Source organism: Virgibacillus salinus (assembly GCF_900102415.1).
Lineage (GTDB): Bacteria > Bacillota > Bacilli > Bacillales > Amphibacillaceae > Lentibacillus > Lentibacillus subterraneus.
On sequence record NZ_FNKD01000001.1, the window covers coordinates 1,254,923 to 1,280,685 of the forward strand.

25 protein-coding genes and 1 tRNA gene are annotated in these 25,763 nt (G+C 37.9%); 15 read left to right on the plus strand and 11 right to left on the minus strand.

Translation table 11 applies throughout. The features are described from left to right. Nucleotide 1 precedes the first annotated feature (1 nt). The 3 genes from BLS02_RS05885 to BLS02_RS05895 all read left to right on the plus strand — a co-directional run bounded on the left by BLS02_RS05885 (nucleotide 2) and on the right by BLS02_RS05895 (nucleotide 2,435). Nucleotides 2-961, plus strand: a complete 960-nt coding sequence (locus BLS02_RS05885; protein ID WP_092492015.1) for a gluconeogenesis factor YvcK family protein — start codon at nucleotides 2-4, stop codon at nucleotides 959-961. Nucleotides 962-986: 25 nt separating this feature from the next. Then, nucleotides 987-1,934 carry a DNA-binding protein WhiA gene (gene whiA, locus BLS02_RS05890; RefSeq protein WP_092492016.1) on the plus strand — a complete coding sequence of 316 codons (948 nt, stop codon included), beginning with the start codon at nucleotides 987-989 and terminating at the stop codon, nucleotides 1,932-1,934. A gap of 246 nt (nucleotides 1,935-2,180) precedes the next feature. After that, nucleotides 2,181-2,435, plus strand: coding sequence for an HPr family phosphocarrier protein (locus BLS02_RS05895; RefSeq protein WP_092492017.1), 255 nt, complete (start codon nucleotides 2,181-2,183; stop codon nucleotides 2,433-2,435). Between the two features lie 83 nt (nucleotides 2,436-2,518). Here the strand turns inward: BLS02_RS05895 and clpP are convergent, their stop codons facing one another. The 9 genes from clpP to BLS02_RS05940 all read right to left on the minus strand — a co-directional run bounded on the left by clpP (nucleotide 2,519) and on the right by BLS02_RS05940 (nucleotide 11,723). Next, complete coding sequence (clpP, locus tag BLS02_RS05900; protein ID WP_092492018.1) at nucleotides 2,519-3,112, minus strand: ATP-dependent Clp endopeptidase proteolytic subunit ClpP; 594 nt, start codon at nucleotides 3,110-3,112, stop codon at nucleotides 2,519-2,521. Nucleotides 3,113-3,272: 160 nt separating this feature from the next. Beyond that, nucleotides 3,273-3,884, minus strand: coding sequence for a response regulator (locus tag BLS02_RS05905; RefSeq protein WP_217633934.1), 612 nt, complete (start codon nucleotides 3,882-3,884; stop codon nucleotides 3,273-3,275). Continuing rightward, nucleotides 3,859-5,250: a sensor histidine kinase gene (locus BLS02_RS05910; protein WP_092492019.1), complete on the minus strand. Its 1,392-nt coding sequence runs from the start codon at nucleotides 5,248-5,250 to the stop codon at nucleotides 3,859-3,861. Before BLS02_RS05910 ends, BLS02_RS05905 begins: the two co-directional genes overlap by 26 nt. 26 nt (nucleotides 5,251-5,276) lie before the next feature. After that, complete coding sequence (locus tag BLS02_RS05915; RefSeq protein ID WP_092492020.1) at nucleotides 5,277-5,870, minus strand: DUF6305 family protein; 594 nt, start codon at nucleotides 5,868-5,870, stop codon at nucleotides 5,277-5,279. Between the two features lie 79 nt (nucleotides 5,871-5,949). Further along, nucleotides 5,950-6,864, minus strand: a complete 915-nt coding sequence (nikC, locus tag BLS02_RS05920; RefSeq protein WP_092492021.1) for a nickel transporter permease — start codon at nucleotides 6,862-6,864, stop codon at nucleotides 5,950-5,952. Nucleotides 6,865-6,893: 29 nt separating this feature from the next. Continuing rightward, nucleotides 6,894-7,898, minus strand: a complete 1,005-nt coding sequence (locus tag BLS02_RS05925; RefSeq protein WP_092492022.1) for an ABC transporter permease — start codon at nucleotides 7,896-7,898, stop codon at nucleotides 6,894-6,896. A 131-nt stretch (nucleotides 7,899-8,029) separates the two neighbouring features. Continuing rightward, nucleotides 8,030-9,697 carry an ABC transporter substrate-binding protein gene (locus BLS02_RS05930; protein ID WP_092492023.1) on the minus strand — a complete coding sequence of 556 codons (1,668 nt, stop codon included), beginning with the start codon at nucleotides 9,695-9,697 and terminating at the stop codon, nucleotides 8,030-8,032. A gap of 50 nt (nucleotides 9,698-9,747) precedes the next feature. Beyond that, complete coding sequence (locus BLS02_RS05935; protein WP_092492024.1) at nucleotides 9,748-10,728, minus strand: ABC transporter ATP-binding protein; 981 nt, start codon at nucleotides 10,726-10,728, stop codon at nucleotides 9,748-9,750. Further along, the gene (locus tag BLS02_RS05940; protein WP_092492025.1) at nucleotides 10,725-11,723 is read right to left on the minus strand and encodes an ABC transporter ATP-binding protein; all 999 of its coding nucleotides are present in this window, start codon (nucleotides 11,721-11,723) and stop codon (nucleotides 10,725-10,727) included. The genes BLS02_RS05935 and BLS02_RS05940 overlap by 4 nt, the downstream gene beginning before the upstream one ends. Nucleotides 11,724-11,943: 220 nt before the next feature. On the opposite strand from BLS02_RS05940, the gene BLS02_RS05945 reads away from it, so the two are divergent. The 3 genes from BLS02_RS05945 (at nucleotide 11,944) to BLS02_RS05955 (ending at nucleotide 14,118) form a co-directional block, all read left to right on the plus strand. Beyond that, nucleotides 11,944-12,017, plus strand: a tRNA-Arg gene (locus tag BLS02_RS05945). A gap of 207 nt (nucleotides 12,018-12,224) precedes the next feature. Continuing rightward, the gene (locus tag BLS02_RS05950) at nucleotides 12,225-12,500 is read left to right on the plus strand and encodes a hypothetical protein (RefSeq protein WP_092492026.1); all 276 of its coding nucleotides are present in this window, start codon (nucleotides 12,225-12,227) and stop codon (nucleotides 12,498-12,500) included. A gap of 124 nt (nucleotides 12,501-12,624) precedes the next feature. Then, nucleotides 12,625-14,118 carry a glycine betaine uptake BCCT transporter gene (locus tag BLS02_RS05955; RefSeq protein ID WP_092492027.1) on the plus strand — a complete coding sequence of 498 codons (1,494 nt, stop codon included), beginning with the start codon at nucleotides 12,625-12,627 and terminating at the stop codon, nucleotides 14,116-14,118. A gap of 188 nt (nucleotides 14,119-14,306) precedes the next feature. Here the strand turns inward: BLS02_RS05955 and BLS02_RS05960 are convergent, their stop codons facing one another. Both BLS02_RS05960 and BLS02_RS05965 read right to left on the minus strand, forming a co-directional pair. Next, the gene (locus BLS02_RS05960; RefSeq protein WP_254788733.1) at nucleotides 14,307-15,227 is read right to left on the minus strand and encodes a prenyltransferase; all 921 of its coding nucleotides are present in this window, start codon (nucleotides 15,225-15,227) and stop codon (nucleotides 14,307-14,309) included. A 15-nt stretch (nucleotides 15,228-15,242) separates the two neighbouring features. Beyond that, the gene (locus BLS02_RS05965; RefSeq protein WP_092492028.1) at nucleotides 15,243-15,740 is read right to left on the minus strand and encodes a hypothetical protein; all 498 of its coding nucleotides are present in this window, start codon (nucleotides 15,738-15,740) and stop codon (nucleotides 15,243-15,245) included. Between the two features lie 201 nt (nucleotides 15,741-15,941). Here BLS02_RS05965 and BLS02_RS05970 point away from each other — a divergent pair, with 201 nt between their 5' ends. From BLS02_RS05970 to gpmI, 9 genes are all read left to right on the plus strand, one after another. Beyond that, nucleotides 15,942-16,481 (plus strand): sigma-70 family RNA polymerase sigma factor, encoded by a 540-nt coding sequence (locus BLS02_RS05970; protein ID WP_092492029.1) that lies wholly within the window; start codon nucleotides 15,942-15,944, stop codon nucleotides 16,479-16,481. Then, nucleotides 16,459-17,778 carry a DUF4179 domain-containing protein gene (locus BLS02_RS05975; protein ID WP_175476718.1) on the plus strand — a complete coding sequence of 440 codons (1,320 nt, stop codon included), beginning with the start codon at nucleotides 16,459-16,461 and terminating at the stop codon, nucleotides 17,776-17,778. Before BLS02_RS05970 ends, BLS02_RS05975 begins: the two co-directional genes overlap by 23 nt. A 176-nt stretch (nucleotides 17,779-17,954) precedes the next feature. After that, nucleotides 17,955-19,229 carry an RNA polymerase factor sigma-54 gene (gene rpoN / locus BLS02_RS05980; RefSeq protein WP_254788734.1) on the plus strand — a complete coding sequence of 425 codons (1,275 nt, stop codon included), beginning with the start codon at nucleotides 17,955-17,957 and terminating at the stop codon, nucleotides 19,227-19,229. Between the two features lie 14 nt (nucleotides 19,230-19,243). Continuing rightward, nucleotides 19,244-19,486, plus strand: a complete 243-nt coding sequence (locus tag BLS02_RS05985) for a glutaredoxin family protein (RefSeq protein WP_092492032.1) — start codon at nucleotides 19,244-19,246, stop codon at nucleotides 19,484-19,486. 123 nt (nucleotides 19,487-19,609) lie between these two features. Further along, complete coding sequence (locus BLS02_RS05990) at nucleotides 19,610-20,638, plus strand: sugar-binding transcriptional regulator (RefSeq protein ID WP_092492033.1); 1,029 nt, start codon at nucleotides 19,610-19,612, stop codon at nucleotides 20,636-20,638. A 39-nt stretch (nucleotides 20,639-20,677) separates the two neighbouring features. Next, nucleotides 20,678-21,688 (plus strand): type I glyceraldehyde-3-phosphate dehydrogenase, encoded by a 1,011-nt coding sequence (gene gap, locus BLS02_RS05995; protein ID WP_092492034.1) that lies wholly within the window; start codon nucleotides 20,678-20,680, stop codon nucleotides 21,686-21,688. A gap of 538 nt (nucleotides 21,689-22,226) precedes the next feature. Further along, nucleotides 22,227-23,408 carry a phosphoglycerate kinase gene (locus BLS02_RS06000; RefSeq protein WP_092492035.1) on the plus strand — a complete coding sequence of 394 codons (1,182 nt, stop codon included), beginning with the start codon at nucleotides 22,227-22,229 and terminating at the stop codon, nucleotides 23,406-23,408. Between the two features lie 26 nt (nucleotides 23,409-23,434). Then, a complete protein-coding gene (tpiA, locus tag BLS02_RS06005) occupies nucleotides 23,435-24,193 on the plus strand; it encodes a triose-phosphate isomerase (protein WP_092492036.1) in 759 nt (252 codons plus the stop codon). After that, the gene (gpmI, locus tag BLS02_RS06010) at nucleotides 24,190-25,728 is read left to right on the plus strand and encodes a 2,3-bisphosphoglycerate-independent phosphoglycerate mutase (protein ID WP_092492037.1); all 1,539 of its coding nucleotides are present in this window, start codon (nucleotides 24,190-24,192) and stop codon (nucleotides 25,726-25,728) included. Before tpiA ends, gpmI begins: the two co-directional genes overlap by 4 nt. Nucleotides 25,729-25,763 lie beyond the last annotated feature (35 nt).

Here is a 25,763-nt window from a genome sequence, read left to right on the forward strand (position 1 = left end):
TATGAGTGATAATCAACAGCCAAGAGTCGTCGTAATTGGTGGAGGTACAGGTATGCCAGTACTTTTAAGGGGACTAAAGAATTTGCCCATCCATTTAACAGCGCTTGTGACAGTGGCTGATGATGGTGGAAGTACTGGAAGATTGCGTAACGAAATGTCAATTCCTGCACCTGGAGATATTCGGAATGTAATCGCGGCATTGTCTGATGCCGAACCTATGTTATTGGAGTTGTTTCAACATCGATTCACGATGGGTAATGGCCTTTCGGGGCATTCAATGGGGAATCTACTCTTGGCAGCGATGACATCCATTACAGGGAACTTCTATACGGGTATTAAAGAGATATCACGTGTGTTAAATGTGAAAGGGAAAATTTATCCTATCTCTAATGAAAGTATGTCGTTGCATGCAAAAATGACTGACGGAATGGTCGTTTCAGGGGAATCTAATATCCCTTTAGCCAATAAGAAGATAAATCGTGTTTTTTTAAGCCCTCAACCGGTACAGCCGCTTCCAAATGCCGTACGAGCATTAGAAAAGGCTGATTTAATCGTAATTGCACCCGGAAGCCTATATACCAGTATATTGCCAAACATGATTATTCCACAAATAGATGTAGCGATTCAGCAATCTAAAGGTAAGGTTGTATATGTCTGCAATGTGATGACCCAGGCTGGAGAAACTACCGGATATAGTGCTGCAGATCATGTGCAGGCAATTCATGAGCACGTTGGTAATTGTATCGATTCGATTGTTGTGCATAATGAACCGATTAACGAAAATGTACGTGATGTATATGCAGAAGAAAATGCAGCACCTGTTGTTTATGATACAGATCGTTTACTGGAGATGGGATTACAGATTATTGAAAGTGATATAATTAATCCATCCAGAACTGCTTTACGTCATGATACACATAAGATAGCTGAATTACTTTATTCGATAATTAATAAATCATAAGCCGGTTTAACGAGGAGGTGTGGGGTTGTCATTTGCATCGGAAATAAAAAAAGAACTGACAGGAATCGACTTGGATACGTGCTGTAAATACTCAGAGCTTGCTGCTTTGGTGCGTATGAATGGTGCTATATCCATGTCAAGGCAAAGTTACACACTTGATGTCCAAACCGAAAATGCTGCAATTGCACGCCGTATTTATACGCTAATTAAATCATTATATTCTATTCCAGTAGAATTGTTAGTACGTAAGAAAATGAAACTGAAAAAAAATAATGTTTATATTGTACGTATGAAAAAAGAAGTACAAGATCTTTTGTACGATTTGGGTATATTAGAAGATTCTCATTCATTTGTACGAACAATTCCAACTAAATACTTGAAAAAGGATTGTTGTAAAAGATCCTATCTGCGAGGAGCCTTTTTGGCAGGTGGTTCCATTAATAATCCGGAAACATCCTCTTACCATTTAGAAATCTTTAATTCGTATCAGGAGCACAATACTGCACTTTGTGATTTGTTAAATAATTTCAATCTTCGAGCTAGAGAATTGGAACGTAAAAAAGGCTATATTGCATATTTGAAGGAAGCAGAAAAAATCACAGAGTTTTTAAGTATTATTGGAGCTCATAATGCGCTATTTAAGTTTGAAGATGTGCGGATTGTCCGAGATATGCGAAATTCCGTTAACAGACTTGTTAATTGTGAAACTGCAAACTTGAATAAAACAATTGGAGCCGCATTTCGTCAAATCGAGAATATAAAGCTAATTGAAAGGGAAGTCGGACTTGACGCTCTTCCGGAAAAACTACGTGAAATTGCGATATTACGTGTTCAGCATCAAGATATCTCTCTAAAAGAATTGGGAGAACAGGTTTCTAGTGGGAAAATATCCAAATCCGGTGTCAACCACCGTCTAAAAAAGATTGATGAATTCGCTGAAAAAATTCAACATGATGGAACGTTTTCGGAATGAGTGAATAAGTTACAGAACTATTCGCAGTATGATATACTATCCATCAATATAATACTATTTTGGAGACAATAGCAGCTAGATAAAGAAATATTTACCATGCTGCTGTCTTTTTTTAGCAGTTAGGAAGTATAAAATACTTTTTAACTGCATAAGTGCAATTAAGGCTTTCGCCATTAAGGGCTTGGCGATAAGCCGGGTTTTCTAACATTATTTTGAAAACGATTTCAGATGAGGAGGATGAGAGATTTGGTTGAGAAATCGGTGAAAGTTGAGCTAGATGCAGGTCTGCAAGCGAGACCAGCCGCTCAATTCGTTCAGGAAGCAAATCGCTATTCAGCACATTTATTTCTTGAAAAGAATGGAAAACGGGTTAATGCGAAAAGTATTATGGGCTTGATGAGCTTAGCTATTACTTCTGGAGAGACTATTACATTGCTTGCAGAGGGTGCAGATGAAGAGATTGCATTAAATCATTTAACTGCATTCGTTTCAAAAACATAGAATGAAAGATAAGTAACTAAAATTACCATTAAAGTTAAATAAAGAGGTTATCCCAAAATGGGATAACCTCTTTATGTTTCAATTTATTTCTTATCTGAGTTTCTTTCCAAAATTTTATCAATTAAGCCGTATTCTACAGATTTCTCAGCTGACATGAAATTATCACGATCTGTATCACGCTCTACAACTTCAAGTGACTGACCTGTACGTTCAGCAAGAATTTGATTCATTTTTCGTTTCATTTCAACAATTCGTTTTGCGTGAATTTCGATATCTGTTGCTTGACCTTGTGTTCCACCTAAAGGCTGGTGAATCATTACTTCACTGTTTGGAAGTGCATAACGTTTACCTTTTTCACCAGCTGCTAGCAGGAATGCTCCCATTGATGCAGCCATACCAGTGCATATTGTTGATACATTAGGCTTGATGAACTGCATTGTATCATAAATTGCCATTCCAGCAGTAATAGATCCTCCTGGTGAATTAATGTATAATGAGATATCCTTATCTGGATCGTCTGCTTCTAAGAAAAGCAACTGTGCAACGATTGAGTTTGCAACATTATCATCAATCCCACTGCCAAGCATTATAATGCGATCTTTTAATAAGCGTGAATAGATATCATATGCGCGTTCTCCACGGTTTGTTTGTTCAATAACTGTAGGTATTAAATTCATGTGAAAATCCTCCTTATTTCATCTCGTATTCATCCATAAATGTTGGATATTTTTATCATAACTAATAGGTCAAAAAAGGTCAAACAAAAACGTTCCACAAGTTTTGCAATAAAATCTCTTTCCCCATCTTTCCCTTTACAATAGAATATAAACGTTTCAGCTAAACAAGTTTATACTTATTTTTCGGACGCCCTTGCTTACCGTATTGTGAGATGGCTTCAACTTCGCCTTTGCTTTCTAAATAGTTTAGATAACGGTGAACCGTTTGATAGGCAATGGGTAATGATTGTTGAATTTCATTAATGGATGAAGGTGTGTCTTGCTGGATCAAAAAGCTTTTTATCGAATTTAATGTAGATTGGCTAATTCCTTTCTCAACATACACGTTATCTTTATCACCAATTAATTTTCCAACCTTTAAGTTGATTCGAATTCTCGAAATTAGATCTGGTGCCTTAATCGGTTTTAATGCAAAGTCAGTTGCCTCAGCATGTAAAAAGGTATTTGCAATTTCTTGTCGCTCATCAACCGTTAAAATAATTATTGGAATTCTAGTATTATGTTTTCGCAATTCCTTTGTTGTTTTAAGACCATCCCAATCAGGCATATGATAATCAAGTAAAACAAGGTCAGGTTCTATCGTCTTAAATAGTTCAATAGCCTGCTTTCCTGTAGATGCTTCTACTACGCTCCATCCAGCATACGCACAAATTTCTTTAAGTGTAAAGCGGATGTCTTCATTATCATCAACTATTAATATGGTAATGCTCATCGATTTCGTCACCTACTTTTAGTGTTGGCAGAGTGATGTTCATTTGGGTATGGCTGCCTCGTATACTTTTGACCGTTATAGTACCACTGTGATTCTCTACTACTCGTTTTACAAAGGAAAGACCAATCCCTGATGAATTTTTCGTGCTGAAGCCATCAAGCCAAATATCATTTATATGCTCTTCTTTTATCCCTGGACCATTGTCTTGAATTTGAAACAAAATACCATTATCTATACTTTTGACATTGATATGTATAAATCCTTTTTTTCCTTCAAATGAACTTATTGCATTTTCCAAAATATTTGATATTGCACGGGAAAAGCGAATTTTATTTACTTGAATAGCAGGAAGGTTGTCTTCAATTTCAACTTCCATATGTACAAGCTGTTCATCCAGACTTAGATGACTTGTTACGTATTCAAGCAACTCCTTTACGGGGAGCTTCTGTTTAATATTTTCATAAAGGATTTCTGTAATCATATCTTTCATTTTCTCAACTGAATGATCCATTCGTGTAAAATAATTGTGTAAGGCTGACCCATCTACTGGTTGCATTTTCATAGTGATTAGGGAGATTAGTCCTTCGACTGTTACGAGTGGTGTTTTAAGATCGTGTACCAGCATATTTATCTCTTCATAAACCTTTGATTCTACTAAAGCTGTTCGTGTTTCCTTTAATTCTTCTTCTTGAACCTGATATTTTTTGAGTGTATGAGTTTGTTTGTTTACTAGGTGTATTAAAAAAGTAAAAATTATAGCAATTGTAAGGAAAGCGATAAAGAAAATTGTTGCAATCGTATTAAAAAGACTATTACCGGTTAAGAAATTATCGGCTATTTTAATACTTGCAGCTATGTCATTTGCTCCAAAGCCAAATTCGGTAAGTGCTGGAATGAGATGTAGCCATTGTACCGCTAGTAATACTAGAAATAGGATAATAGAAAATATGAAGTGAAAATGCTTGTGTTTAGGTATGTATAATTGCAGAAGTACAATAATTCCTATTGAAAAAATATGACCAAGGTACGAAAAATGCTCGAGGTAAAATTGACTATATAAAGATAACGTTAATAAAATAACACCAATATACGTTACCGAAAAAGACATCGACTCCAAATCTTTTGAAAGTGCATGTGCTATTAACATGGAGCCAAAGTAAATCAGGAAGAAAACCAAAAGATATCTGGCAATATAAGCAAAAGATGTAATTAAAAGTAATCCACTGTCAGGTTTTATGATGCTTTCATTAATGCTATCAACAATGAATAATGACCAGTTATCAAGAAACGGGGGGAGGATCTCACCATATGTAACCAACAACAAGCCCAAACATCCGATAAATAAGTAGCTTTTTCTATTAGTCATCTGATTTCAGCCTTTCTGACAGCATATTAACGGAATACGGAATTAAACGGGGTATGCAGATCGTCCAATTCAGTCACTAGGGTAACCGGCACCGAATTTTCCCGCAGCATCTGTATAGAACTATCTGTTTTTTTCATATTTTTTAACCCGATAAAATAATCAGCGAATGGAGCTGTTTGTTCAAATAATTGCCATGTTTGAATATTATCACGAAATACACCTGAAATATTTACTAGAATAATAGGTAATTTTTCTAACTTCGCTTCCCTAACCAGTTGTTTTGTTCGAGTCAATTCTTCTTGAAAGGATCTGTTAGTATGCGAGAGTCCGTTAGCACTAAATCCAAGTATAATGACAACACTTTTATAATCATATAAATCTGTCCCCAGAGCCCTAGGGCGGTAATCTGCTTCTAAATTAAGGTTATCTGCAATACTTAACATAATGCTGCTCTCTGTAGCCTGCCCGGCTGAAGTGATAAGCACTTTTTCTTCTGCAATCGGTGCTGGGAGGTTGGGGTAGGTATTAATATGCCTTGATTGTGACTTTCCTATTGAACTAAATGTAAAAAGAATGACAATAGAAAAACAGACAATTACAGGAATATACTTTTTAAACACTTGAATATCCCCCTTAGAAATTAAAATAAGGTGAAGCAGTTGCTTCACCTTATCATACTACAAATTGCTACTATTGTAATTATTGCTTTAATCTTGGGTCTAACGCATCACGTAATCCGTCGCCGAATAAGTTGAATCCAAGTACAACAAGAAAAATAGCCATGCCTGGAAATGCAACTACCCATGGCGCGTTTTGTAATGCAGCACGGCCATCACTTAACATGGCTCCCCATTCTGGTTTGGGCGGTTGTGCTCCTAATCCTAGAAAACTAAGTCCAGCTGCATCCAAAATGGCCGTACCGATACTTAACGTCGCTTGCACAATTATTGGTGCAAGACAGTTAGGCAGTACATGTTGCATTAAAGTTCTTCCATGTTTGGCCCCAATTGCTCGAGCAGCTTCAATATATTCTGTTTCTTTTACAGATAAGACGGCTGAACGGACAATTCTAGCAAACTGAGGAATACCTACAATTCCAACTGCAATCATGGCGTTTCTGAGGTTAGGGCCTAATACGGCTACTAGCGCGATAGCTAATAGAATACTTGGAAAAGCCATCATAATGTCGATTAAACGCATGATAATCTGGTCAATCCATCTGCCGAAGTAACCGGCAATTCCACCCAAAAGTACACCGATGATCATGGAAATCCCAACTGCTATTACCCCGATTTGAATTGAAATTCGAGACCCAAAAACAATCCTGCTAAAAATATCACGACCAAGTTCATCGGTACCTAATATATGCTCAGATGATGGTGATTGGTATCGATCTGTTAGCGAGGCATAATCGGTTGGGCTGTGTGTTGCAATTAATGGTGCAAATATGGCAGTAATAATCAAGATGAGAATGATGCATAACCCAATTAATGATGTTTTACTTTTAACAATACGGGAGAAAGCATCACCCCATAAGCTACTTGATTTTGACTGGTTAGTTTCTTGTGCTTCTGCTAATTTAGGGTCTGGTAATGGATTAGGCTGCAATGACATCGGATGCACATCCTTTCACTAGAGATCTATTATTCATATTTAATCCTTGGATCGAAGTATTTATAAAGTAAGTCAGTAAGTAAGTTAACCATGACAAAGATAATTGCTATGATTAAAATTGTACTTTGAACAACTGGATAATCTCGTCCAAGAACAGCCAAGTATACGTATCTTCCCACACCAGGCCATGAAAAGATTGTCTCAGTTAAAACAGCACCACCAAGCAATAAACCAAACTGCAGACCTATTACTGTCAAAACAGGCAAAAAGGCATTTTTTAATGCATGTTGGAATATAACTAAATGCTTCTTCAGTCCTTTGGCGTCAGCAGTACGAATGTAATCCTGCTTCATTACCTCAAGCATGCTTGAGCGTGTCATGCGGGCAATAATTGCCATTGGAATTGTTCCAAGAGCAATTCCGGGCATTAATAAGTGGAAAAATGTATCTTTAAATGCTGCCCAATTCAAGGTTAGAATACTATCCAGTAAAAAGAAGTTTGTAATAGTTTCCAATTCAATACTGGATGACATTCTCCCCGATGGAGGCAGGAGTTGAAGCTGGACAGAGAAGACGAAGATCATCATTAATCCGAGCCAGAAAATGGGCATGGAAACTCCAAACAAAGCACCTGTCATACTGATGTTATCGAACCAGGAATATTGTTTAACTGCTGCTATTACACCAGCAACAATACCTACAACGACGGCTAAAATCATAGCAAAGATTGTGAGTTCAATGGTCGCTGGCAATTTATGTAGCAATTGGAGAGCTATATCTTCCTTAGATTGAATCGACGTCCCTAAATCACCTTGTACAATATCACCTAAGAATCTACCATATTGAACAATATATGGATCATTTAAGCCCAATTCCTCCTGCAGGGATTCCAATTGTGCTTCAGTTGCTTTATCACCGAGCATACTTCTCGCAGGATCTCCGGGAATTAGATGAATTAGAGAAAAGGTGAGGATCGAGACGCCAATTAATACGGGGATAAGCATGAATAGTCGTCTGACAATGTATTTTAGCATCGTTGTACCTCCCGTTAAAAAATATGTATTGCTATAATCCTAAAGTTACATCCGGAGACTGTATTAACTAACCAGCCTCCAGAATATAACTTCTAACTACATGAGTGAATTATAAAACATAAGTTACTAGTCTATTGTTTTATATCTAGTAAATTAAATGGTTCACTGCCTGTTGGATGTGGAACGTAATCAGTAACATTTTGACTAGCCGCAAGTGGCGGTGTCGTATGTGCAATTGGGAACCATGGTGCATCTTCATGAATTAGTTCTTGTGCTTCCATATAAAGCTCCGTACGCACTTCCTGATCCATCTCTGTTTGTGCTTCTTTTAATAGGTCGTGCACTTCATCATTTTTATAAAATGCAATGTTTCCTGCAGAGCCTACTTTTGCATTGTCTTTATCCAAAAGAACATACATGAAGTTATCAGGGTCACCATTATCACCAGTCCAGCCAAGGAATGCCATATCATGTTCAGCATTTTCAGTTGCTGTCAAGTGTGTATCCCAGTCACTTTCAGTAATTTTCACGTTTACATTTATGTCTTTTAGCATTTGCTGAATAGCTTGTGCAGTAACTTTTGGCTGTGGCATATAAGGTCTTGGATTTGCCATTGTATAGAGTGATATATCAAAGCCATCTGCATAGCCTGCTTCTGCTAGTAATGCTTTTGCTTTCTCAACATCGTACCCATAATCTTCTACTTCATCATTATATCCCCATAGAGAAGGTGGGATAGGGTTTTTAGCTGGCTTACCAATACCTTCATATAATGTTAAAAGCTCTTCTTTATCAATTGCTAGATTGATAGCTTGACGAACCAGCTTTTCTGACATTGGACCTTCTTTACTAGTGTTCATAGCCATATAGCTAATATTCATAGAAGGTCTGCGGATTATTTGTAAGTTTGAGTCATCTTCAGTAGTTCCAATATCCTGTGGATTTAATCCAGTCATCAAATCAATGGAGCCTGCCTGTAATTCCAGAAAACGTGCACCATTATCTGGTATTGTACGGAAAATGACTTTATCTACATTAGCAGCTTCACCAAAGTAGTCTTCATTTTTTGTTACAGTAATACTGTCATCTGGAACCCATTCCTCAAATACGAAAGGTCCAGTTCCAACAGGGTTCTTAAAATAATCCTCTCCATGCTCTTCAACAGCAGCAGGGCTTGCAATCCCAAATGGAGGCATTGCCAGTGTTTGAAGGAATGGTGCATTCGGCTCTGATAAAGTGAATGTCACTTCATAGTCACCAGTTGCTTCAACACTTTCAATAATTCCACCAAGATCTTCCTCTGATGCACCGAACATGTAACCATAGTAAATAAATTCACCAGACGTTGCCCAACGTTCGAAGTTGAATACAACATCTTCTGCTGTAAAGTCGTTTCCATCATGGAACTTAACATCTTCACGGAGCTTGAATGTCCAAACTGTGCCATCTTCACTTGTATTCCAGTCTTCAGCAAGTGCTGGTTTCACTTCGGTATTTTCTTCTTTATATCTTACAAGTGTGTCATAAATCTGATTGGTAACATAAATGGACTCACCATCAGTAACTTTTGACGGATCTAATTGAATCGAGTCAGCACCACGACCAAATACGAGTGTTTTATCACCGGTATCCTCGGTAGCCTGATCCTCGGATGAATCATCTGAAGAATCGGACGAGTCATCTTCTGACTGATTATCATCAGTAGAGCCTGTGCCAGCATCTTCTGTACAAGCTCCTAAAAAGAATACTACTGCAAAAAGTAAAGTAAACAACAATAAGAAATTACGCTTCTTCAACATAAGGTCCCCCTTTGAATAATTTTGATAAAAGGTACAGTTCCAGTGGTTTTTTAATCAACCACCTCCTTAACGAAGTGACACGATGCCATTTGTCCATCTGAAGAGACTTTTTTAAGCTTCGGTTCCTGGGTGCGGCATATTTCTTCTGCATAAGGACATCGTGTATGAAATTTACAGCCTTGTGGTGGGTTTGCAGGTGATGGCAGGTCACCAGATAATATAATGCGCTGCTTTTCCTGATTTGGATTTACTTCGGGAACAGCCGATAATAAAGCTTGTGTATAAGGATGTTTCGGATTTTGATAAACCTCAGCAACTTCACCTATTTCAACGAGTTCACCTAAATACATAACCGCTACCCGATCACTGATATGGTGAACAACACTAAGGTCATGTGCAATGAAAAGATATGTAAGGTTAAATTCATCCTGCAGATCTTCCATTAAATTAATGACTTGTGCTTGGATGGATACGTCAAGTGCAGAAACGGGTTCATCACAAATGACCAGTTCAGGCTCGAGCGCCAGTGACCTTGCGATTCCGATTCGTTGCCGTTGTCCACCACTGAATTCGTGTGGATAACGGGACTTGTGATAAGAACTTAAACCAACAACATCCAGCAGTCGTTTTAATTTTTTCTGTCTCTCTTCTTTAGGTATATTGAAAATTTTCATTGGCTCTGTAATCGTTTGTTCAATTGTTTTACGGGGATTCAAGGATGCATATGGATCCTGGAAAATAATTTGCATGTCCTTCCGCAATTTACGAAGCTGTTCTCCACGAAAAGATGTAATATTTTCTCCTTTAAAAAATACTTCACCTTCAGTTGGTTCCAAAAGTTTAAGCATAACCCTGCCTGCGGTGGATTTGCCGCATCCGCTTTCACCGACCAGACCCAGTGTTTCGCCCGCTTCGATTGAAAAGGAAACTCCATCAACCGCTTTTAATACCGGCTTTTCTCTGGAAAAAAAGTTTTCGCTCTTTAATGGAAAGTGTTTTTTTATATTTTTTACTTCTAATAATGTACTCATGTTGTAACCGCCTTTTTGGAATCCTCGTATAGTAAGCAACGTACAAAATGGTCATCATCAACTTCTCTTATGTCAGGATCGTTAGAGAGACAGCTATCCATTACGTGTTTGCATCTTGGTGCAAAACTGCACCCATTAGGCAGAGATCTCAAATCAGGTGGAACACCATCAATTGCTTCAAGCTTTTGTTTGTCGGGAGTGATTTTAGGAATTGAATTTATGAGACCAAGCGTATATGGGTGCTTGCCCTTTTTGAATAAATGTTTTGTTTCTGAGAATTCAGCCGGTTTGCCTGCATACATTACCATGACACGGTCGCAAACTTCAGATACAACACCTAAGTCATGTGTAATCATGACAATCGCCATATTAAGTTCTTTTTGCATTCGTTTAAATAACTCCAGTATTTGAGCTTGAATCGTCACATCTAGTGCTGTCGTTGGTTCATCAGCGATAAGAAGAGAAGGGTTACACGATAATGCTATTGCAATCATTACGCGCTGGCGCATTCCTCCACTAAATTCATGTGGGTAGTTTTTCAGTCGATTTTCTGGGTCAGGGATACCAACCAAATTGAGCAATTCCAACGCACGTTCTTTTGCTTGTTTTTTCGACATATTCTCGTGTGCTAAAATGGTTTCTAGCAATTGCTTCTCAACAGTAAATACAGGGTTAAGTGATGTCATTGGATCCTGGAACACCATAGCAATCTCAGGGCCGCGAATTTTACGCATCTGCTTTTGCGATTTGTTAAGCAGATTTTCGCCTTTAAAATTTATCTCACCCTCAACAATTTTTCCAGGTGGGGAAGGGATCAATCCAAGTATCGACATCGCTGTAATACTTTTACCTGAACCCGATTCTCCAACAATACCGAGTGTTTCACCAGGGTTGACTTTAAAATCAATACCATCAACTGCTTTTACAACCCCTGCTTTGGTAAAAAAATGTGTATGTAAATTTTTCACTTCGAGGAGTGGAGTATCCTGAGTCATATGTAGCCTCCTTTGTTGTGTTATATTTTGTAATAGTTTGACTGTTTTGAATTAACTTTCAGTATACAATGAAAAAAGACATTTTGGGGTTTTTCTCTTTTTTCTCAAAAATAATAATATTTAAAATATATATTCTAGAAGGATAGATTATATGAAAAGACTTGTTTCTAAGGGGATGTGGCGTTATAATATCGTATGTGTCAAAAATACTTTATAATATGCGCCCATAGCTCAGTAGGATAGAGCTTTGGTTTCCGGTACCAAGTGTCGGGGGTTCGAATCCCTCTGGGCGCACTTAAATGAAACTTAAAAAGGCAAGGGTTACAGTTAATGTAGCCCTTGCCTTTTTAGCAGCTAAGAAAGCGAGTGTGCAGCCGGTCCTGACATCCGAAGTATAAGGTATTCTATGAAAGCAAACAGTTCTTATTGGCGTGGACATAGAACTATGCTAACTTCTAATATTGTAATACTTTTTGGATATTCTAATAATGGGTGATACATATGAAGGCAAATGAAAAAGACTACCAAAAATACAGCGATGCCATCGATCAGATTCAACAAGGGAACGATGCTATGATTGATTTATTTAATGAAATGGAAGATGATACTGAGTTGATAGGTTTTGACCAAAATGTCGTGAACCAGATTGAAAAAGCAAAGATTAAGTTTGGCGATGATGCAGTCAATGAGAAAATCAATACGGTTGTACGGGAAATGCTCTCTTGGCTTGATCTTGAAGGTGTTAACTCAAAAGACGAAGGAAGTGATGGCTCCTAATATGTTTTAAAACAATAAAAATATAATCCAATAACAACCCTCTTTCTGAATACCACTATAAAATTCAGAGATACTAAAACTAGAGTTTACATGGTGCTTAAAAGAACGCAGAAAGGGGATTGGAATGAAACAGGTAACTTCCGTTTTTTGGATTACATTGGCAATAACATTAGGTATGTCTTTTTTGGGGGTTTTGGCTCCTGAAGGGTTTGAAAATTTCTCAAAAACAATTATGAATTATATATCTGTTAATTTTGGCTGGTATTATTTACTGATTGTAACGTTGTTTGTGCTGTTTTGTTTATATTTAATTTTCAGCCCTTTTGGTAAGATTAGACTTGGAAAGCCGGGAGAAAAGCCGGAGTTCAGCTATCCCACGTGGCTTGCCATGCTTTTCAGTGCTGGAATGGGGATAGGTCTTGTATTCTATGGTGTAGCATCGCCTGTTTCACATTATATTAATACCCCTCCTACAGCAGAGCCTGGTACAAGAGAAGCGCTAGAGGATTCACTGCGTGTCACATTCTTCCACTATGGTATTCATGCGTGGGCTATATATGCTGTGATTGCTTTAGTGTTAGCCTATTTTACATTTCGTCACGGAAAGCCAGGTTTAATAAGTGCTACACTTGAACCGATTTTTGGGGATAAAATGAATGGAGGCTGGGGAAGATTAATTGATGTTATTGCAGTTTTTGCCACCATAGTTGGTGTAGCTACAACCCTTGGTTTTGGCGCGACGCAGATTAATGGAGGGCTTACTTATCTCCTTGATATCGAGAGTTCATTTTGGGTTCAGCTTGTTATTATCCTTATTGTAACTGTATTGTTCATGTTATCTACGTATACAGGTCTTAGCAAAGGTATCAAATACTTAAGCAATACTAATATGATTTTAGCAGGAATATTATTGGTTGGTACATTAATATTGGGACCAACACTGTACATTTTTAATTCATTTACAGATACAATTGGCGCATATCTTCAACAACTACCAACTGAGAGTTTTCGTATCGCTCCACATGATGATGAGGAGAGGCAGTGGGTTTTGGACTGGACTGTTTTCTTTTGGGCTTGGTGGATAGCGTGGGCACCGTTCGTTGGAATCTTTATTGCCCGGGTATCAAAAGGACGCTCAATCCGTGAATTCCTGGCGGGTGTTCTCCTTGTACCTTCCGTTGTCAGCTTCCTTTGGTTTTCAACATTTGGCATAACTGGCATTGATGAACAGAATAAAGGTGCAGATATTGCTGGACTTCCTGATGAGCAGGCGTTGTTTGGAATGTTTGGTGAAATTCCATTAGGTGTCGTCTTATCGATAATTGCCTTAATGCTAATTGGAACTTTCTTTATTACATCAGCGGATTCAGCTACATTTGTTTTAGGCATGCAAACAACAAATGGTTCTTTATCTCCTCCAACAACGGTTAAGTTTGTGTGGGGATTTGCCCAATCAACAATAGCAGCTGTGCTCTTATACACTGGAGGATTGCAAGCTTTGCAAAATGCTCTGATTTCAGCAGCATTCCCGTTTTCGGTAATTATGCTGCTTATGGTATTTTCCTTTTATAAAGCATTGCAAAAAGATAAAAAAAGTGGTCCGGATAAAATAAAGTAATGATTGCAGACAAGGGATTTATAGTCCCTTGTCGTTTTTTTTAGAATGAACTTTAAAAGGTTGATGTTTTTATCATTAAGAATATGCATTGCTACATAATGTTGAAAATACACTACGCGCACCTTAGGGAGGCTGGCGAGCCACACTACATAATACGAATTGATTAACCTTAGACTTTGAAAGAAGCCTTAATTAATAAAAAAACCAATCCAAACCCCGCATGAAAATAACAGTCCGAATGCCCAATGGTGCCATGCTGCCCATTTCATGCCTTTAATCTCTTCAGAACGTTTATCACCACGCCGCAAAGACCACCGTAATCGAAAGGCAAGCGGTAATGCTAGTATGACTGCTAGCGACTGCCAAGCGATAACGTTGTATAAAACTAGACCAAGTACTGTTAAATAAGCAATCGAAAGCAGTGTAACGAGTATATTGATTGCTGTGGCGCGCCCTAATATTGCTGGGAGAGTTTTTCGGAAGGCGCTGTCTTTTTCCAAATCACGAATATTATTTGTTAAAATCATCGAGGAAATAAGCATAGCAAAGGGTAGTGAAATTACAGCAATCTGAGTATCTACCGCATGTCCTTGAACACTGTAGCCAAGAATTGTAATAACGGGGCCAAGAAAAATAAATGCTACTGTTTCACCTAATCCAATCGAACATAATGGACGTGGACCAGCTGAATAGAGATATCCAAAAGTGATCCCTAAAATCCCTGCTAGTATAACCCAAAAACTGCTCGTAAAAGCAAGCCATGCTCCAATTATGATGGCGATGCCGAGCATTGAACTTGCAACATAAGGAACGATTGTATGTGATGGACCGTGTGCATCGGATGGATTAAGAGTCCATTTATCCTGGTCCTGCCCATTCCGGAAATCATAATAATCATTGAAAAGATTTGTTGCTGATTGTATTAGCAGTGCTGCGAATAACAGGGCAAAAAACACATCAATCTGAATAGGCCCTTTTGACGCAGCTATCCCTGTCCCAACTAGTACAGGAGTTAATGTGCCTGTGAGTGTCATCGGTCTAACAAGTTGAAGCCATGAAGAACGATAATAGTATCTTACTTGTCCATGATCCATTGCAATTTGTGTCATGTGTAACACTCCTTCTTATAGTAATACCATACAAATAATTAAAGCAATAAAGCCGCTAACCTCCACCGATTCTAAAAGTATTGTTATCCTTAGAGCATTTGAAAGAGGCTTTTTATCACCTGAATCTGCAGTTTCCCAAAGCGCAACATCTGAAAATACCTTTATGGATTGCCTATACCCAATAAAAACCCCCCATAGTAAAGTGATAAGTGCGATTAGCAGTGCAGTTAGCCAAATGTTTCCGTATGATGTATGCCATATGTCATCTAAATTTTTAATCGGGCCACCAATCGTTCCAAGTACTATACCTGTCAAAATTACACCAGTTCCTGCTGCTGTTAGGAATCTGTGTGACCATTGAATAAGTGCCAGAAAGAATTTTCTTTGTTGAGCAAATGCCATATTTCTAACTGATGGAAAGACACCCCAACCAATGAACATAACCCCGCCAATCCAATTTATCGCCAGAAATATGTGGATCCCTAATATAATTTGCCGGACTTCCCATGGCATAACGATCAACCACCCTGCTATATTTACATATATTGTAATCCCCTGATCCATGTAATAATGTGATATATGTCACTAAATTGAATGAAATGGTGAATACTTTTAAAACATTTCACCAAAACGTCTATAATTGAAAAAAATAAAAACTTTTTCATGTTCCAGCAGTCTAATACATAGAAAAAGAAACAGGCAGGAGGTAGAAGGTTGAATGAGGACGGCAGATTAGTACAAGAAGCCATCAAAGGAAGTGATGAGGCTTTTTTAAAACTAATAAGACATTATAAAATTGATTTATATAAAACAGCACTATCCTACCTTAAAAATGAAAATGAAGCATTAGAAGCAGTGCAGGAGGTAACATTCCGCGTATATAAAAAAATACATACAATCAGGAAACCCTCTTATTTCAAAACCTGGCTTATCCGGGTGATGATTAATTATTGTAATGACCAGCTTAGAAGGAAAAAGCGCATCGTTTTTGATAACGAAAAAATATTGGAACATGGAGTCACAGACAATCATATCAGGATAGAACTGAAGGATGCGATGCAAAGTTTGGATGAACAGTCACGCGAAGTTCTCATGCTTAAATATTTCCATGATTTAAAAATAAAAGATATTGCAGCAGATATGGAATGCCCGGAAGGAACAGTCAAAACATGGCTTAACAAAGCATTAAAATCGTTACGGGAATTGCTTGATGAAAAGGAGGGGAATCTTCATGTACGAAAAAGAAGAGGATAAACTGAATGATTTTAAAAAAGCGTACGACGATATCTCAACCCCTCTTGATGCATTAGATAATGCAATATCATCAGGTTTCCAACAGGCTAAATCGGCAAAACAAAAACCGCGTAAAATGAAATGGATAATGAGCGTTGCAATGGTGGCTATTATAGTAATTACATTTGTGACATCAATCCGGGTTTCTCCAGTCTTTGCACAGTATGTAACATCAATTCCTGGTATGGAAAAGATTGTAGAATTGATCCGGGAAGATAAAGGGATGATGTCAGCTGTTAAAAACGATTACTACCAGGAAATTGCTGTTTCGAAAGAAAAGGATGGTCTGGAAGTTGTCATAGATGGGGCGATTGCAGATGAAAACGGGATAGTCTTGTTTTACACATTAAATACAGATAAAAAACAGAAAGAGATTTCAATTGGAGAAACCCACTTGGAGAGCTCCAGTGGCGAAGTATTAGATCTTTCTAGTGTATCCTTTGGAATGCCACATAACTCTGAAGAAGGGAAAAAAACGTATAGCGGGACAATCGAATACTTTTTTGAAAAGCCATTTAAGTCAAGAGAATTTGAAATCGACCTAAAAATTACTGGTGACTCATTCAACGAAGAATTTAGTTTTCCTTTTAAAATCAAAGAAGATATTCGAGAAAAGAAAACATTTGAACTTAACAAGGATGTTACCGTCGAAGGACAAAATATGACGATCTTAGATGCTACGGTTTACCCGCTGAGAGTTGCTGTTCACGTCAAAATGGATCCCGGCAATACAAAGAAAATCCTAGCTTTTGAAGATATGCGGCTAGTTGATGAACGTGGAGAAACATGGGGGAAAACAAATGGGGTTGTTGGATCCGAAATTGCTGAAAATGAGGAAATTATATACTTGCAAAGTAACTATTTTCACGACCCTGAGAGGTTGTATTTGGTATTCAGCAGGATGCAAGCCATTGATAAAGATAAGCGTAAGCTTGTAGTAGATACTGAGGAAGAAGTCATCTTGAATCAGCCTAACGGAAATAAATTAAGAAACCTGGAGATTAATGGAAATAGGGTTAGTCTTAGTTTGCATACCGAAAAGCGATTTTCCTACTTTATGTTTGGGAAAATGAGTGATAATACTGGGAAAGAGGTAACAACGGAGCGTTCATTTACCTATGGGTATAGGCCTGATAAGGGTATGGCGGAAATTGGCTTTAATATGAAAGGTTCTGATCAACTGAAATCACCTATATCAATTGAATTGGAGTTTTTTCCAAATTGGATTACCGGGGATGAAAAAGTGAGGATAAAATAAGCAAAAGAACAGGGCTGATAAACTTCGCCTTGTTCTTTTTCACTTATTCCAGTTTTTATTGGCAGATAGGAAAGTATAAAACTTTCCTACTGCATAAGTGCAACTAAGGCATTCGCAATTAAAGGCTTGGCGAATGCCAAGTTTTCTAATAAAATAGAAGATAGACTGGAGGGATTATGGTGCAGCAAAAACTAAAGCAAGAACAGACATTACAATTAAAAATGAACCAATCCCTACTGCAATCAATCCATTTACTACAATTTACTGGGATTGAAATAATTGAATATATTAAAGAAATTTCCAAAGAGAACCCGTTAATTGAAGAGGTCAACTATGATTATGAAATAACAAAATATAAAAATTCGAATGCGGACCAGCCTTCAATCGGAGAGATAAATCAGGCAACATTATCAATGTACGAACAATTGAAAAACCAGCTGTATATGCTGAATGTTCCAAGTTATCTGGAGCCAGTTGTTTCGTTTGGGATTGATTCGCTGAATGATGATGGCTATTTGGATATTGAATTGAATATTTGGGCCGAAAATTGCAATACAACAATTGAGAAGGTTGAACAGGCATTAGCATTAATACAATCACTTGAACCTGCCGGAATTGGAGCTAGAACATTGCAGGAATGTATCCAGTTACAAATGGATAAATCTTATCCATATATTGGAGAATTGTTACAAGAACATTTGGATTGGGTAGCTGAAGAAAATATTTCTGCTATAAGCGTTCAATATCAATTAACTGAGGATAAAGCTAGTGTTATGTTAGAAGAAATAAAATCCTGTCACCCAAAGCCTGGTAAATTGCTATCACAAACCAGCACGGAATATATTATTCCAGAAGCAAACATATATGAAGAAGATGGAAAATGGAAGATTTCTTTTTATAAATGGAATTCACCCGCGATTGAAATAAATGAATCCTATACTAACCTTATGGCAAACGAGAAAGAAGCAGAGGACTATCTAAAAGAAAAATTTAAACAAGTGGACTGGCTGAAGCATGCAATTTCATTTAGGTCAAATACATTAGAGAATGTCATCCGGAATATTGTGGACAAGCAGCAGATGTATTTTGAACATGGTTCTTTTATGCTGCAGCCGTTAACCTTAAAGGATATTGCCACAGAATTAAGGCTTCATATTTCAACTGTCAGCCGTGCGATATCCAATAAATATGTTCAGACAAAGCATGGTGTCATCCCGCTGAAATTTTTCCTTCAGTCAGGGGTGAAGCAATCGGACGGACAGCAGACGTCGTCGTTTGTAATTAAGCAGTTAATTTTTGAACTGCTTAAACATGAAAACAAGCATAAGCCGTTGTCCGATCAGATGATTAAAAATCGTCTGTATGAAGAGTTCAGTATTTCGATTGCGCGAAGAACAGTGATGAAGTATCGTGAACAGTTAGGGATAGCTTCATCAACGAAAAGAAAGTAATAGGGGGATAATTCATGCAAAACGTTATTTTTTATACAAAAGAAAATTGTTCATTATGCGATGATGCACGATCTTTACTTGACTTATTAAATTATGATTATCCTTTTCAATTGGAAGAGCGGGATATTTATTCAAAAGATGAATGGCTAGAAAAATATCAATTGATGATTCCGGTTGTTAAAGTAAATGATACTACACTTGATTGTGAGGAAATTAGTTACGAAGAATTGGAAAGAGTATTAAAAGAATCAAAATGATTGAATAAAAATGTGTGTATGGTAAAATAATTAAGAAGAGTAAAACCATCACATATTTTTTTGCCTAAGGTGGGACGAAAAATTGCCAGGCGGGACTAATTGTGTCCACGAAGGAGCATTTTCATGCGAGCTTTGATTGATGTACAGAAGAAATTATATCCTGATCTCTTGGAAATTATGCAGCATCGCTACGTTGTTTTGCAGAATATCGAACTCTTGCAACCGATTGGGAGGCGTGGTTTGGCTGAAAACACAAACTTAACCGAACGTAATGTGCGTGGTGAAATCGATTTTCTTCATGAACAAGGTTTAATTGATATCACAACAAAAGGAATGCAAATTACAAAAGAGGGAAAAATAGTTATAGAACAATTGGGCGAGTTCATGCATGAAGCTATGGGTTTAAGCGTTTTAGAAAGGCAATTAAAGGATAAATTACATGTAAGTAATATTATGATTGTCCCAGGTAATAGCGATGATCATAATTGGGTAAAACAAGAGATGGGTAAAGCTTGTGCATCTTTTTTAAAGGAAAGAGTGAAATCTCCTCAGACGATTGCCGCTACTGGTGGCACAACAATGGCTGCAGTTGCCAATATGATGGTTCCTTTTGATAATGCGGCAAGCAGCTTATTTGTTCCAGCAAGAGGTGGTATCGGTGAGAAAGAGGAGAATCAGGCCAATACGATTGTTGCCAAGATGGCTAGAAAGGTAAGAGGTGATTATCGATTACTTTATGTTCCTGACCCATTAAGTGAAACATCGTATCAGAACATCATCAAGGAACCTTCCATTAATGATACGCTCCAGCTTATTAAAGATTCCAATATTGTTTTACATGGAATAGGCGATGCGTTAACAATGGCTAAACGAAGAAAGACATCAGAAGAAGTTATGGAGAAATTAAAGGATAAAAAAGCGATAAGTGAAGCATTTGGTTATTATTTTGATAAGTTCGGTGATGTTGTCCACAAGGTAAGGACTATTGGCATACAGCTGGATGATTTATCGACAGTTAATCAAGTGATCACAATAGCTGGAGGACATTCAAAGGCTAACGCAATCGCTTCTTATTTTAAGAAAGGTAAAAGTGATCTGCTTATAACAGATGAAGCAGCAGCTGAACAGATTTTAAGGGATGAGTCTCTTTAAATAGAATAAAATTTTGCAAAATCATAGGAGGAATTATACATGACAGTAAAAATGGGAATTAACGGATTTGGACGTATTGGACGTAATGTTTTTCGTCAGGCACTTAAGAACGACGAGGTAGAGGTTGTTGCAGTAAATGACTTAACAGATGCTGATATGCTTGCACATCTATTGAAGTATGACTCGGTACACGGAAAATTGGAACAGGAAGTATCAGTAAACGGATCCAATATCGTTGTTGGCGGAAAAGAGATTAAGGTACTATCTGAAAGAGATCCTGCTGACTTAGGCTGGGGAGATCTTGGAGTCGAAATTGTTATTGAATCCACTGGACGATTTACTCAACGCGAGGATGCCAAGAAACATATTGATGCAGGCGCGAAGAAAGTTATCATTTCAGCACCAGCAAAACAAGAAGATTTAACTATGGTTATGGGTGTTAATGAACAGGATTATAATCCTAGCGAGCATCACATTGTTTCCAATGCATCTTGTACTACAAACTGTATTGCGCCACTAGCAAAAGTATTACAGGAAAATTTCGGATTGAAACGCGGTCTAATGACAACTGTTCACTCATATACGAATGACCAGCAAATTCTTGACTTGCCACACAAGGATTATCGTCGTGCACGTGCTGCAGCACAAAATATTATACCAACATCAACTGGTGCAGCAAAAGTAGTTGGAAAAGTATTACCTGAATTAGATGGTAAATTGAATGGCATGGCAGTACGCGTTCCTACACCAGATGGTTCATTAGTTGACTTGGTAGCAGAACTGGATAAGAACGTTACAGAAGAAGAAGTAAATAAAGCATTCAAAGAAGCAGCAGCTGATGGAGATTTGAAAGATGTGCTGGAGTATAGTGATGAAGCACTCGTTTCATCTGATATTGTTGGTAATCCACATTCATCTATCTTTGATAGCTTATCAACTATGACACTTGAAGATAACATGGTAAAAGTCATTTCATGGTATGACAATGAAATGGGTTACTCTGCACGTTGTGTGGACATGGCAGTATTTATCCAAAAGCAAGGCCTATAAAAATATATTATAAGGGGGAGAGGGCAATCCTCTTCCCTTTCTTTGCAGTTAAGGCTGCCGAGTGCGCAGCCACAATCTATCATGAATTTTCATACAAATAATGTAGAGAGATTTGGCGGACACTAGGGACCTTATTTGACTGAAATACAGGAAAATGTTGATGTTTGCGGACACCAAGGACCTTATTTGTTACAAAACACCTCTATTAACCATGATATATGTAAAATAAGGGCTTCTGTGTCCGGATAAATTCGAAAAGGCGACTTTTTATAGAAATAGGGTCACCTGTGTCCGCTAAATAATAACTTCCTTGGCTCCGCAATGCGCAGCAACCATCTATTATGAGAATGAATTTGTAATAGAGCTAGAGAGGTGTTTTTCATACAAAAGTATAAATCCTTTCTTATTGCATAAATGCAACAAAGGCATATCTATATTAGTGATTGGCGACAAGCCAAGTTTTCCAATATAATGATTAATGGGAGCAATTCCGGGGAATTTAATAAGATACATAAGTTTAAATGCAGGAGGTATAGCCATGAACAAAAAAACACTTCATGATCTTGATGTAGAAGGTAAGCGAGTGTTTTGCCGCGTAGACTTCAACGTGCCAATGAAAAATGGTGAAGTTACGGATGATACACGAATCAAGGCCGCATTACCAACGATTAATTATTTATCGGAAAAAGGTGCAATTGTTATTTTGGCGAGCCACCTTGGTCGTCCAAAAGGAGAGGTTAAAGAGGAATTGCGTCTGGATCCTGTAGCGGAACGTCTAAGTGAACTCATTGGTAAAGATGTTGTGAAAACTGATTCCGTTTATGGAAAAGAAGTACATGAAGCCATTTCACAAATTAGCGACGGAGATATTTTATTAATTGAAAATGTTCGTTTTGAAGCTGGTGAGGAAAAGAATGAACAGGATTTAGCACAGGCTTTTGCAGAGATGGCTGATTTGTATGTAAATGATGCGTTTGGAGCAGCACATCGCGCGCATGCTTCAACGACTGGTGTTGCTGAAAAGTTACCAGCTGCTGCAGGCTTCTTAATGGAAAAAGAGATTGATGTACTCGGTAAAGCCCTCGAAAATCCGGAGCGTCCGTTCACAGCAATTATCGGTGGTGCTAAAGTAAAAGATAAAATTAATGTAATTGACCACTTATTAGACAAAGTCGATAATCTTATTATTGGTGGCGGGCTTGCATATACTTTTATTAAAGCGCAAGGTCATGAAATTGGTAAGTCGTTGCTGGAAGAAGATAAAATTGATTTGGCCAAAGAATTCATGCAAAAGGCAGAGGATAAAGGTGTAAACTTTATTTTGCCAAAGGATGCTGTCGTAGCCGATGATTTTTCAGAAACAGCTAACACTAAAGTTGTAAACATAGATGAAATTCCTGCAGATTGGGAAGCATTAGATATTGGACCAAAAACACGTGAAATCTATGAACAAATTGTTGCTGACTCAAAACTTGTAATTTGGAATGGGCCAATGGGTGTTTTTGAATATAATGCATTTGCTGGTGGAACTAAAGCAGTGGCAGAGGCATTAGCGAACACAGAAGGTTATACTGTAATTGGCGGCGGAGACTCAGCTGCAGCAGTTGAGAAATTTGGTTTTGCTGAAGATATGGACCATGTTTCAACAGGTGGAGGAGCTTCTCTTGAATTTATGGAAGGCAAAGTGTTGCCAGGTGTACAAGCGTTAGATGATAAATAACAAAATTTGAAGTTAGAGGTGAGAGGATGCGCAATAAAGTAATCGCAGGAAATTGGAAAATGAATAAAATTTTAGCAGAAGCAAATCAATTCACTGATGATGTGGTAAAAAAGGTACCAAGTAATGATAATGTTGAATCCATTATCTGTGCACCATTTCCCTTTTTATCATCTTTAGTTGAGAAAACAAAAGGAACAAAAGTCAAAATCGGTGCGCAGAATATGCATTTTGAAGAGAAAGGTGCATTTACTGGCGAGGTAAGTCCGGTTATGCTGAAAGACCTTGGTGTGACTCATGTTGTTATTGGCCACTCGGAGCGTCGTGAACATTTTGCTGAAACCGATGAAACGGTCAATAAGAAAGCCCATGCAGCATTTAAACATGGCCTTACACCGATTGTTTGTGTTGGTGAAACACTTGAACAACGCGAAGCAAACGAAACGATGAAACATATTGAAAAACAGGTTCGTAAAGGGCTTGAGGGACTATCAGAAGAACAGGTAGCTTCAACGATTGTTGCCTATGAACCTATTTGGGCAATTGGTACAGGAAAAACTGCGTCAAGTGAGGATGCGAATGAAGTGTGTACGCACATTCGTAATGTAATCAAAGATGCTGCATCAGAAGATACTGCTGAAAAAGTTGTTATTCAATACGGTGGAAGTGTCAAACCCGCCAATATTGATGAATTGTTAACGCAATCTGACATTGATGGTGCACTAGTTGGAGGAGCCAGCCTTGAAGCAGAATCATTTTTAGCGCTTGTGGAGGCCGGTACAAAATGAATCAAGGAAATTTAGCTGCAATCATCATCTTAGACGGATTTGGTATCCGTGATGAAAAGATGGGTAATGCAGTCAGACAAGCAAACACGCCTAATTTTGACCGTTACTGGGAAAAGTTTGCTCATAATCAATTACAGGCTAGTGGTGAAGCTGTTGGACTTCCTGAAGGTCAGATGGGTAACTCAGAAGTGGGTCACCTTAACATAGGTGCTGGACGAATCGTTTACCAGAGTTTAACCCGCGTTAATTTATCGATTAAAGAGGGCGACTTTTTCGAAAAAGAAGCATTTCTTAAATCGATGCAGCATGCGAAGGATAAAGGTAAATCACTGCATATTTTTGGTCTGTTATCAGACGGTGGTGTGCACAGCCATATTAACCATCTTTTCGCAATGTTGAAGCTGGCTAAGGATAATGGGCTGGAAAACGTATATGTCCATGCATTTCTGGATGGTCGTGATGTCGGTCCCCAAACAGCTAAAACCTACATTGAACAAACAGAAGAAAAAATGAAAGAATACGGTGTCGGAAAAATTGCTACAATTTCCGGACGTTATTATTCCATGGATCGTGATAAACGATGGGAGCGCGTTAAGAAAGCTTATGATGCTATGGTCTATGGTGAAGGTCCTAAATATCAGAGCCCGTATAAAGTGATTGACGATTCCTATGAAAATGGAATACATGATGAGTTTGTTATTCCATCTGTTATTACTGATGATAATGATGAACCTGTTGGAAAAGTTCAGGATGAGGATTCGATTATCTTTTACAATTTCCGTCCTGATCGTGCAATTCAAATTTCTCGTACATTCGCAAATGAAGATTTTCGAGACTTTGACCGTGGAGAAAACGTTCCAAAAAATCTGGATTTCGTAATGCTTACGAACTTCAGTGAATCAGTTGATGGTTATGTTGCATATAAGCCTGTTAATTTAGATAATACTGTTGGTGAAGTACTGGCACAGAATGATATGAAGCAGCTCCGAATCGCCGAAACGGAAAAATACCCGCATGTCACCTTTTTTATGAGTGGCGGACGTGAAAGTGAATTCCCGGGTGAAAAACGTGTCCTTATCGATTCTCCAAAAGTTGCGACATATGACTTAAAGCCTGAAATGAGTGTTTATGAGGTCACTGATAAATTGCTGGAAGAACTTGATTCCAAAGAGCACAATGCAGTTTTATTAAACTTTGCTAACCCGGACATGGTTGGACATTCTGGCATGCTGGAACCGACAATTAAAGCAATTGAAGCAGTTGATGAATGTTTAGGTAAAGTAGTTGATAAAATTATCGAGCTTGGTGGCAATGCGATCATTACAGCGGATCATGGTAATTCCGATGAAGTTACAACTTTGGAAGGTGATCCAATGACTGCTCACACGACAAACCCTGTTCCCGTTATTGTTACAGGGGAAGATGTAGAACTCCGTGATGGTGGTATCTTAGCCGATCTATCACCAACATTGTTGGACTTGTTAAATGTTGAAAAACCAAAAGAAATGACTGGCGAATCACTAATTAAAAGGTAAGTATTTTTTGCTTTTAACCATTAAGTAAAATTAAA

What these genes read in the sequence shown, in the direction of transcription:
- BLS02_RS05885 (WP_092492015.1), top strand. Translation starts at nt 2, where the DNA reads ATGAGTGATAATCAACAGCCAAGAGTCGTCGTAATTGGTGGAGGTACA.
- clpP (WP_092492018.1), bottom strand. Translation starts at nt 3,112, where the DNA reads ATGAATTTAATACCTACAGTTATTGAACAAACAAACCGTGGAGAACGC.
- BLS02_RS05905 (WP_217633934.1), bottom strand. Translation starts at nt 3,884, where the DNA reads ATGAGCATTACCATATTAATAGTTGATGATAATGAAGACATCCGCTTT.
- BLS02_RS05910 (WP_092492019.1), bottom strand. Translation starts at nt 5,250, where the DNA reads ATGACTAATAGAAAAAGCTACTTATTTATCGGATGTTTGGGCTTGTTG.
- nikC (WP_092492021.1), bottom strand. Translation starts at nt 6,864, where the DNA reads ATGTCATTGCAGCCTAATCCATTACCAGACCCTAAATTAGCAGAAGCA.
- BLS02_RS05925 (WP_092492022.1), bottom strand. Translation starts at nt 7,898, where the DNA reads ATGCTAAAATACATTGTCAGACGACTATTCATGCTTATCCCCGTATTA.
- BLS02_RS05930 (WP_092492023.1), bottom strand. Translation starts at nt 9,697, where the DNA reads ATGTTGAAGAAGCGTAATTTCTTATTGTTGTTTACTTTACTTTTTGCA.
- BLS02_RS05935 (WP_092492024.1), bottom strand. Translation starts at nt 10,728, where the DNA reads ATGAGTACATTATTAGAAGTAAAAAATATAAAAAAACACTTTCCATTA.
- BLS02_RS05940 (WP_092492025.1), bottom strand. Translation starts at nt 11,723, where the DNA reads ATGACTCAGGATACTCCACTCCTCGAAGTGAAAAATTTACATACACAT.
- BLS02_RS05950 (WP_092492026.1), top strand. Translation starts at nt 12,225, where the DNA reads ATGAAGGCAAATGAAAAAGACTACCAAAAATACAGCGATGCCATCGAT.
- BLS02_RS05955 (WP_092492027.1), top strand. Translation starts at nt 12,625, where the DNA reads ATGAAACAGGTAACTTCCGTTTTTTGGATTACATTGGCAATAACATTA.
- BLS02_RS05960 (WP_254788733.1), bottom strand. Translation starts at nt 15,227, where the DNA reads ATGACACAAATTGCAATGGATCATGGACAAGTAAGATACTATTATCGT.
- BLS02_RS05965 (WP_092492028.1), bottom strand. Translation starts at nt 15,740, where the DNA reads ATGCCATGGGAAGTCCGGCAAATTATATTAGGGATCCACATATTTCTG.
- BLS02_RS05975 (WP_175476718.1), top strand. Translation starts at nt 16,459, where the DNA reads ATGTACGAAAAAGAAGAGGATAAACTGAATGATTTTAAAAAAGCGTAC.
- rpoN (WP_254788734.1), top strand. Translation starts at nt 17,955, where the DNA reads ATGGTGCAGCAAAAACTAAAGCAAGAACAGACATTACAATTAAAAATG.
- BLS02_RS05985 (WP_092492032.1), top strand. Translation starts at nt 19,244, where the DNA reads ATGCAAAACGTTATTTTTTATACAAAAGAAAATTGTTCATTATGCGAT.
- BLS02_RS05990 (WP_092492033.1), top strand. Translation starts at nt 19,610, where the DNA reads ATGCGAGCTTTGATTGATGTACAGAAGAAATTATATCCTGATCTCTTG.
- gap (WP_092492034.1), top strand. Translation starts at nt 20,678, where the DNA reads ATGACAGTAAAAATGGGAATTAACGGATTTGGACGTATTGGACGTAAT.
- BLS02_RS06000 (WP_092492035.1), top strand. Translation starts at nt 22,227, where the DNA reads ATGAACAAAAAAACACTTCATGATCTTGATGTAGAAGGTAAGCGAGTG.
- tpiA (WP_092492036.1), top strand. Translation starts at nt 23,435, where the DNA reads ATGCGCAATAAAGTAATCGCAGGAAATTGGAAAATGAATAAAATTTTA.
- gpmI (WP_092492037.1), top strand. Translation starts at nt 24,190, where the DNA reads ATGAATCAAGGAAATTTAGCTGCAATCATCATCTTAGACGGATTTGGT.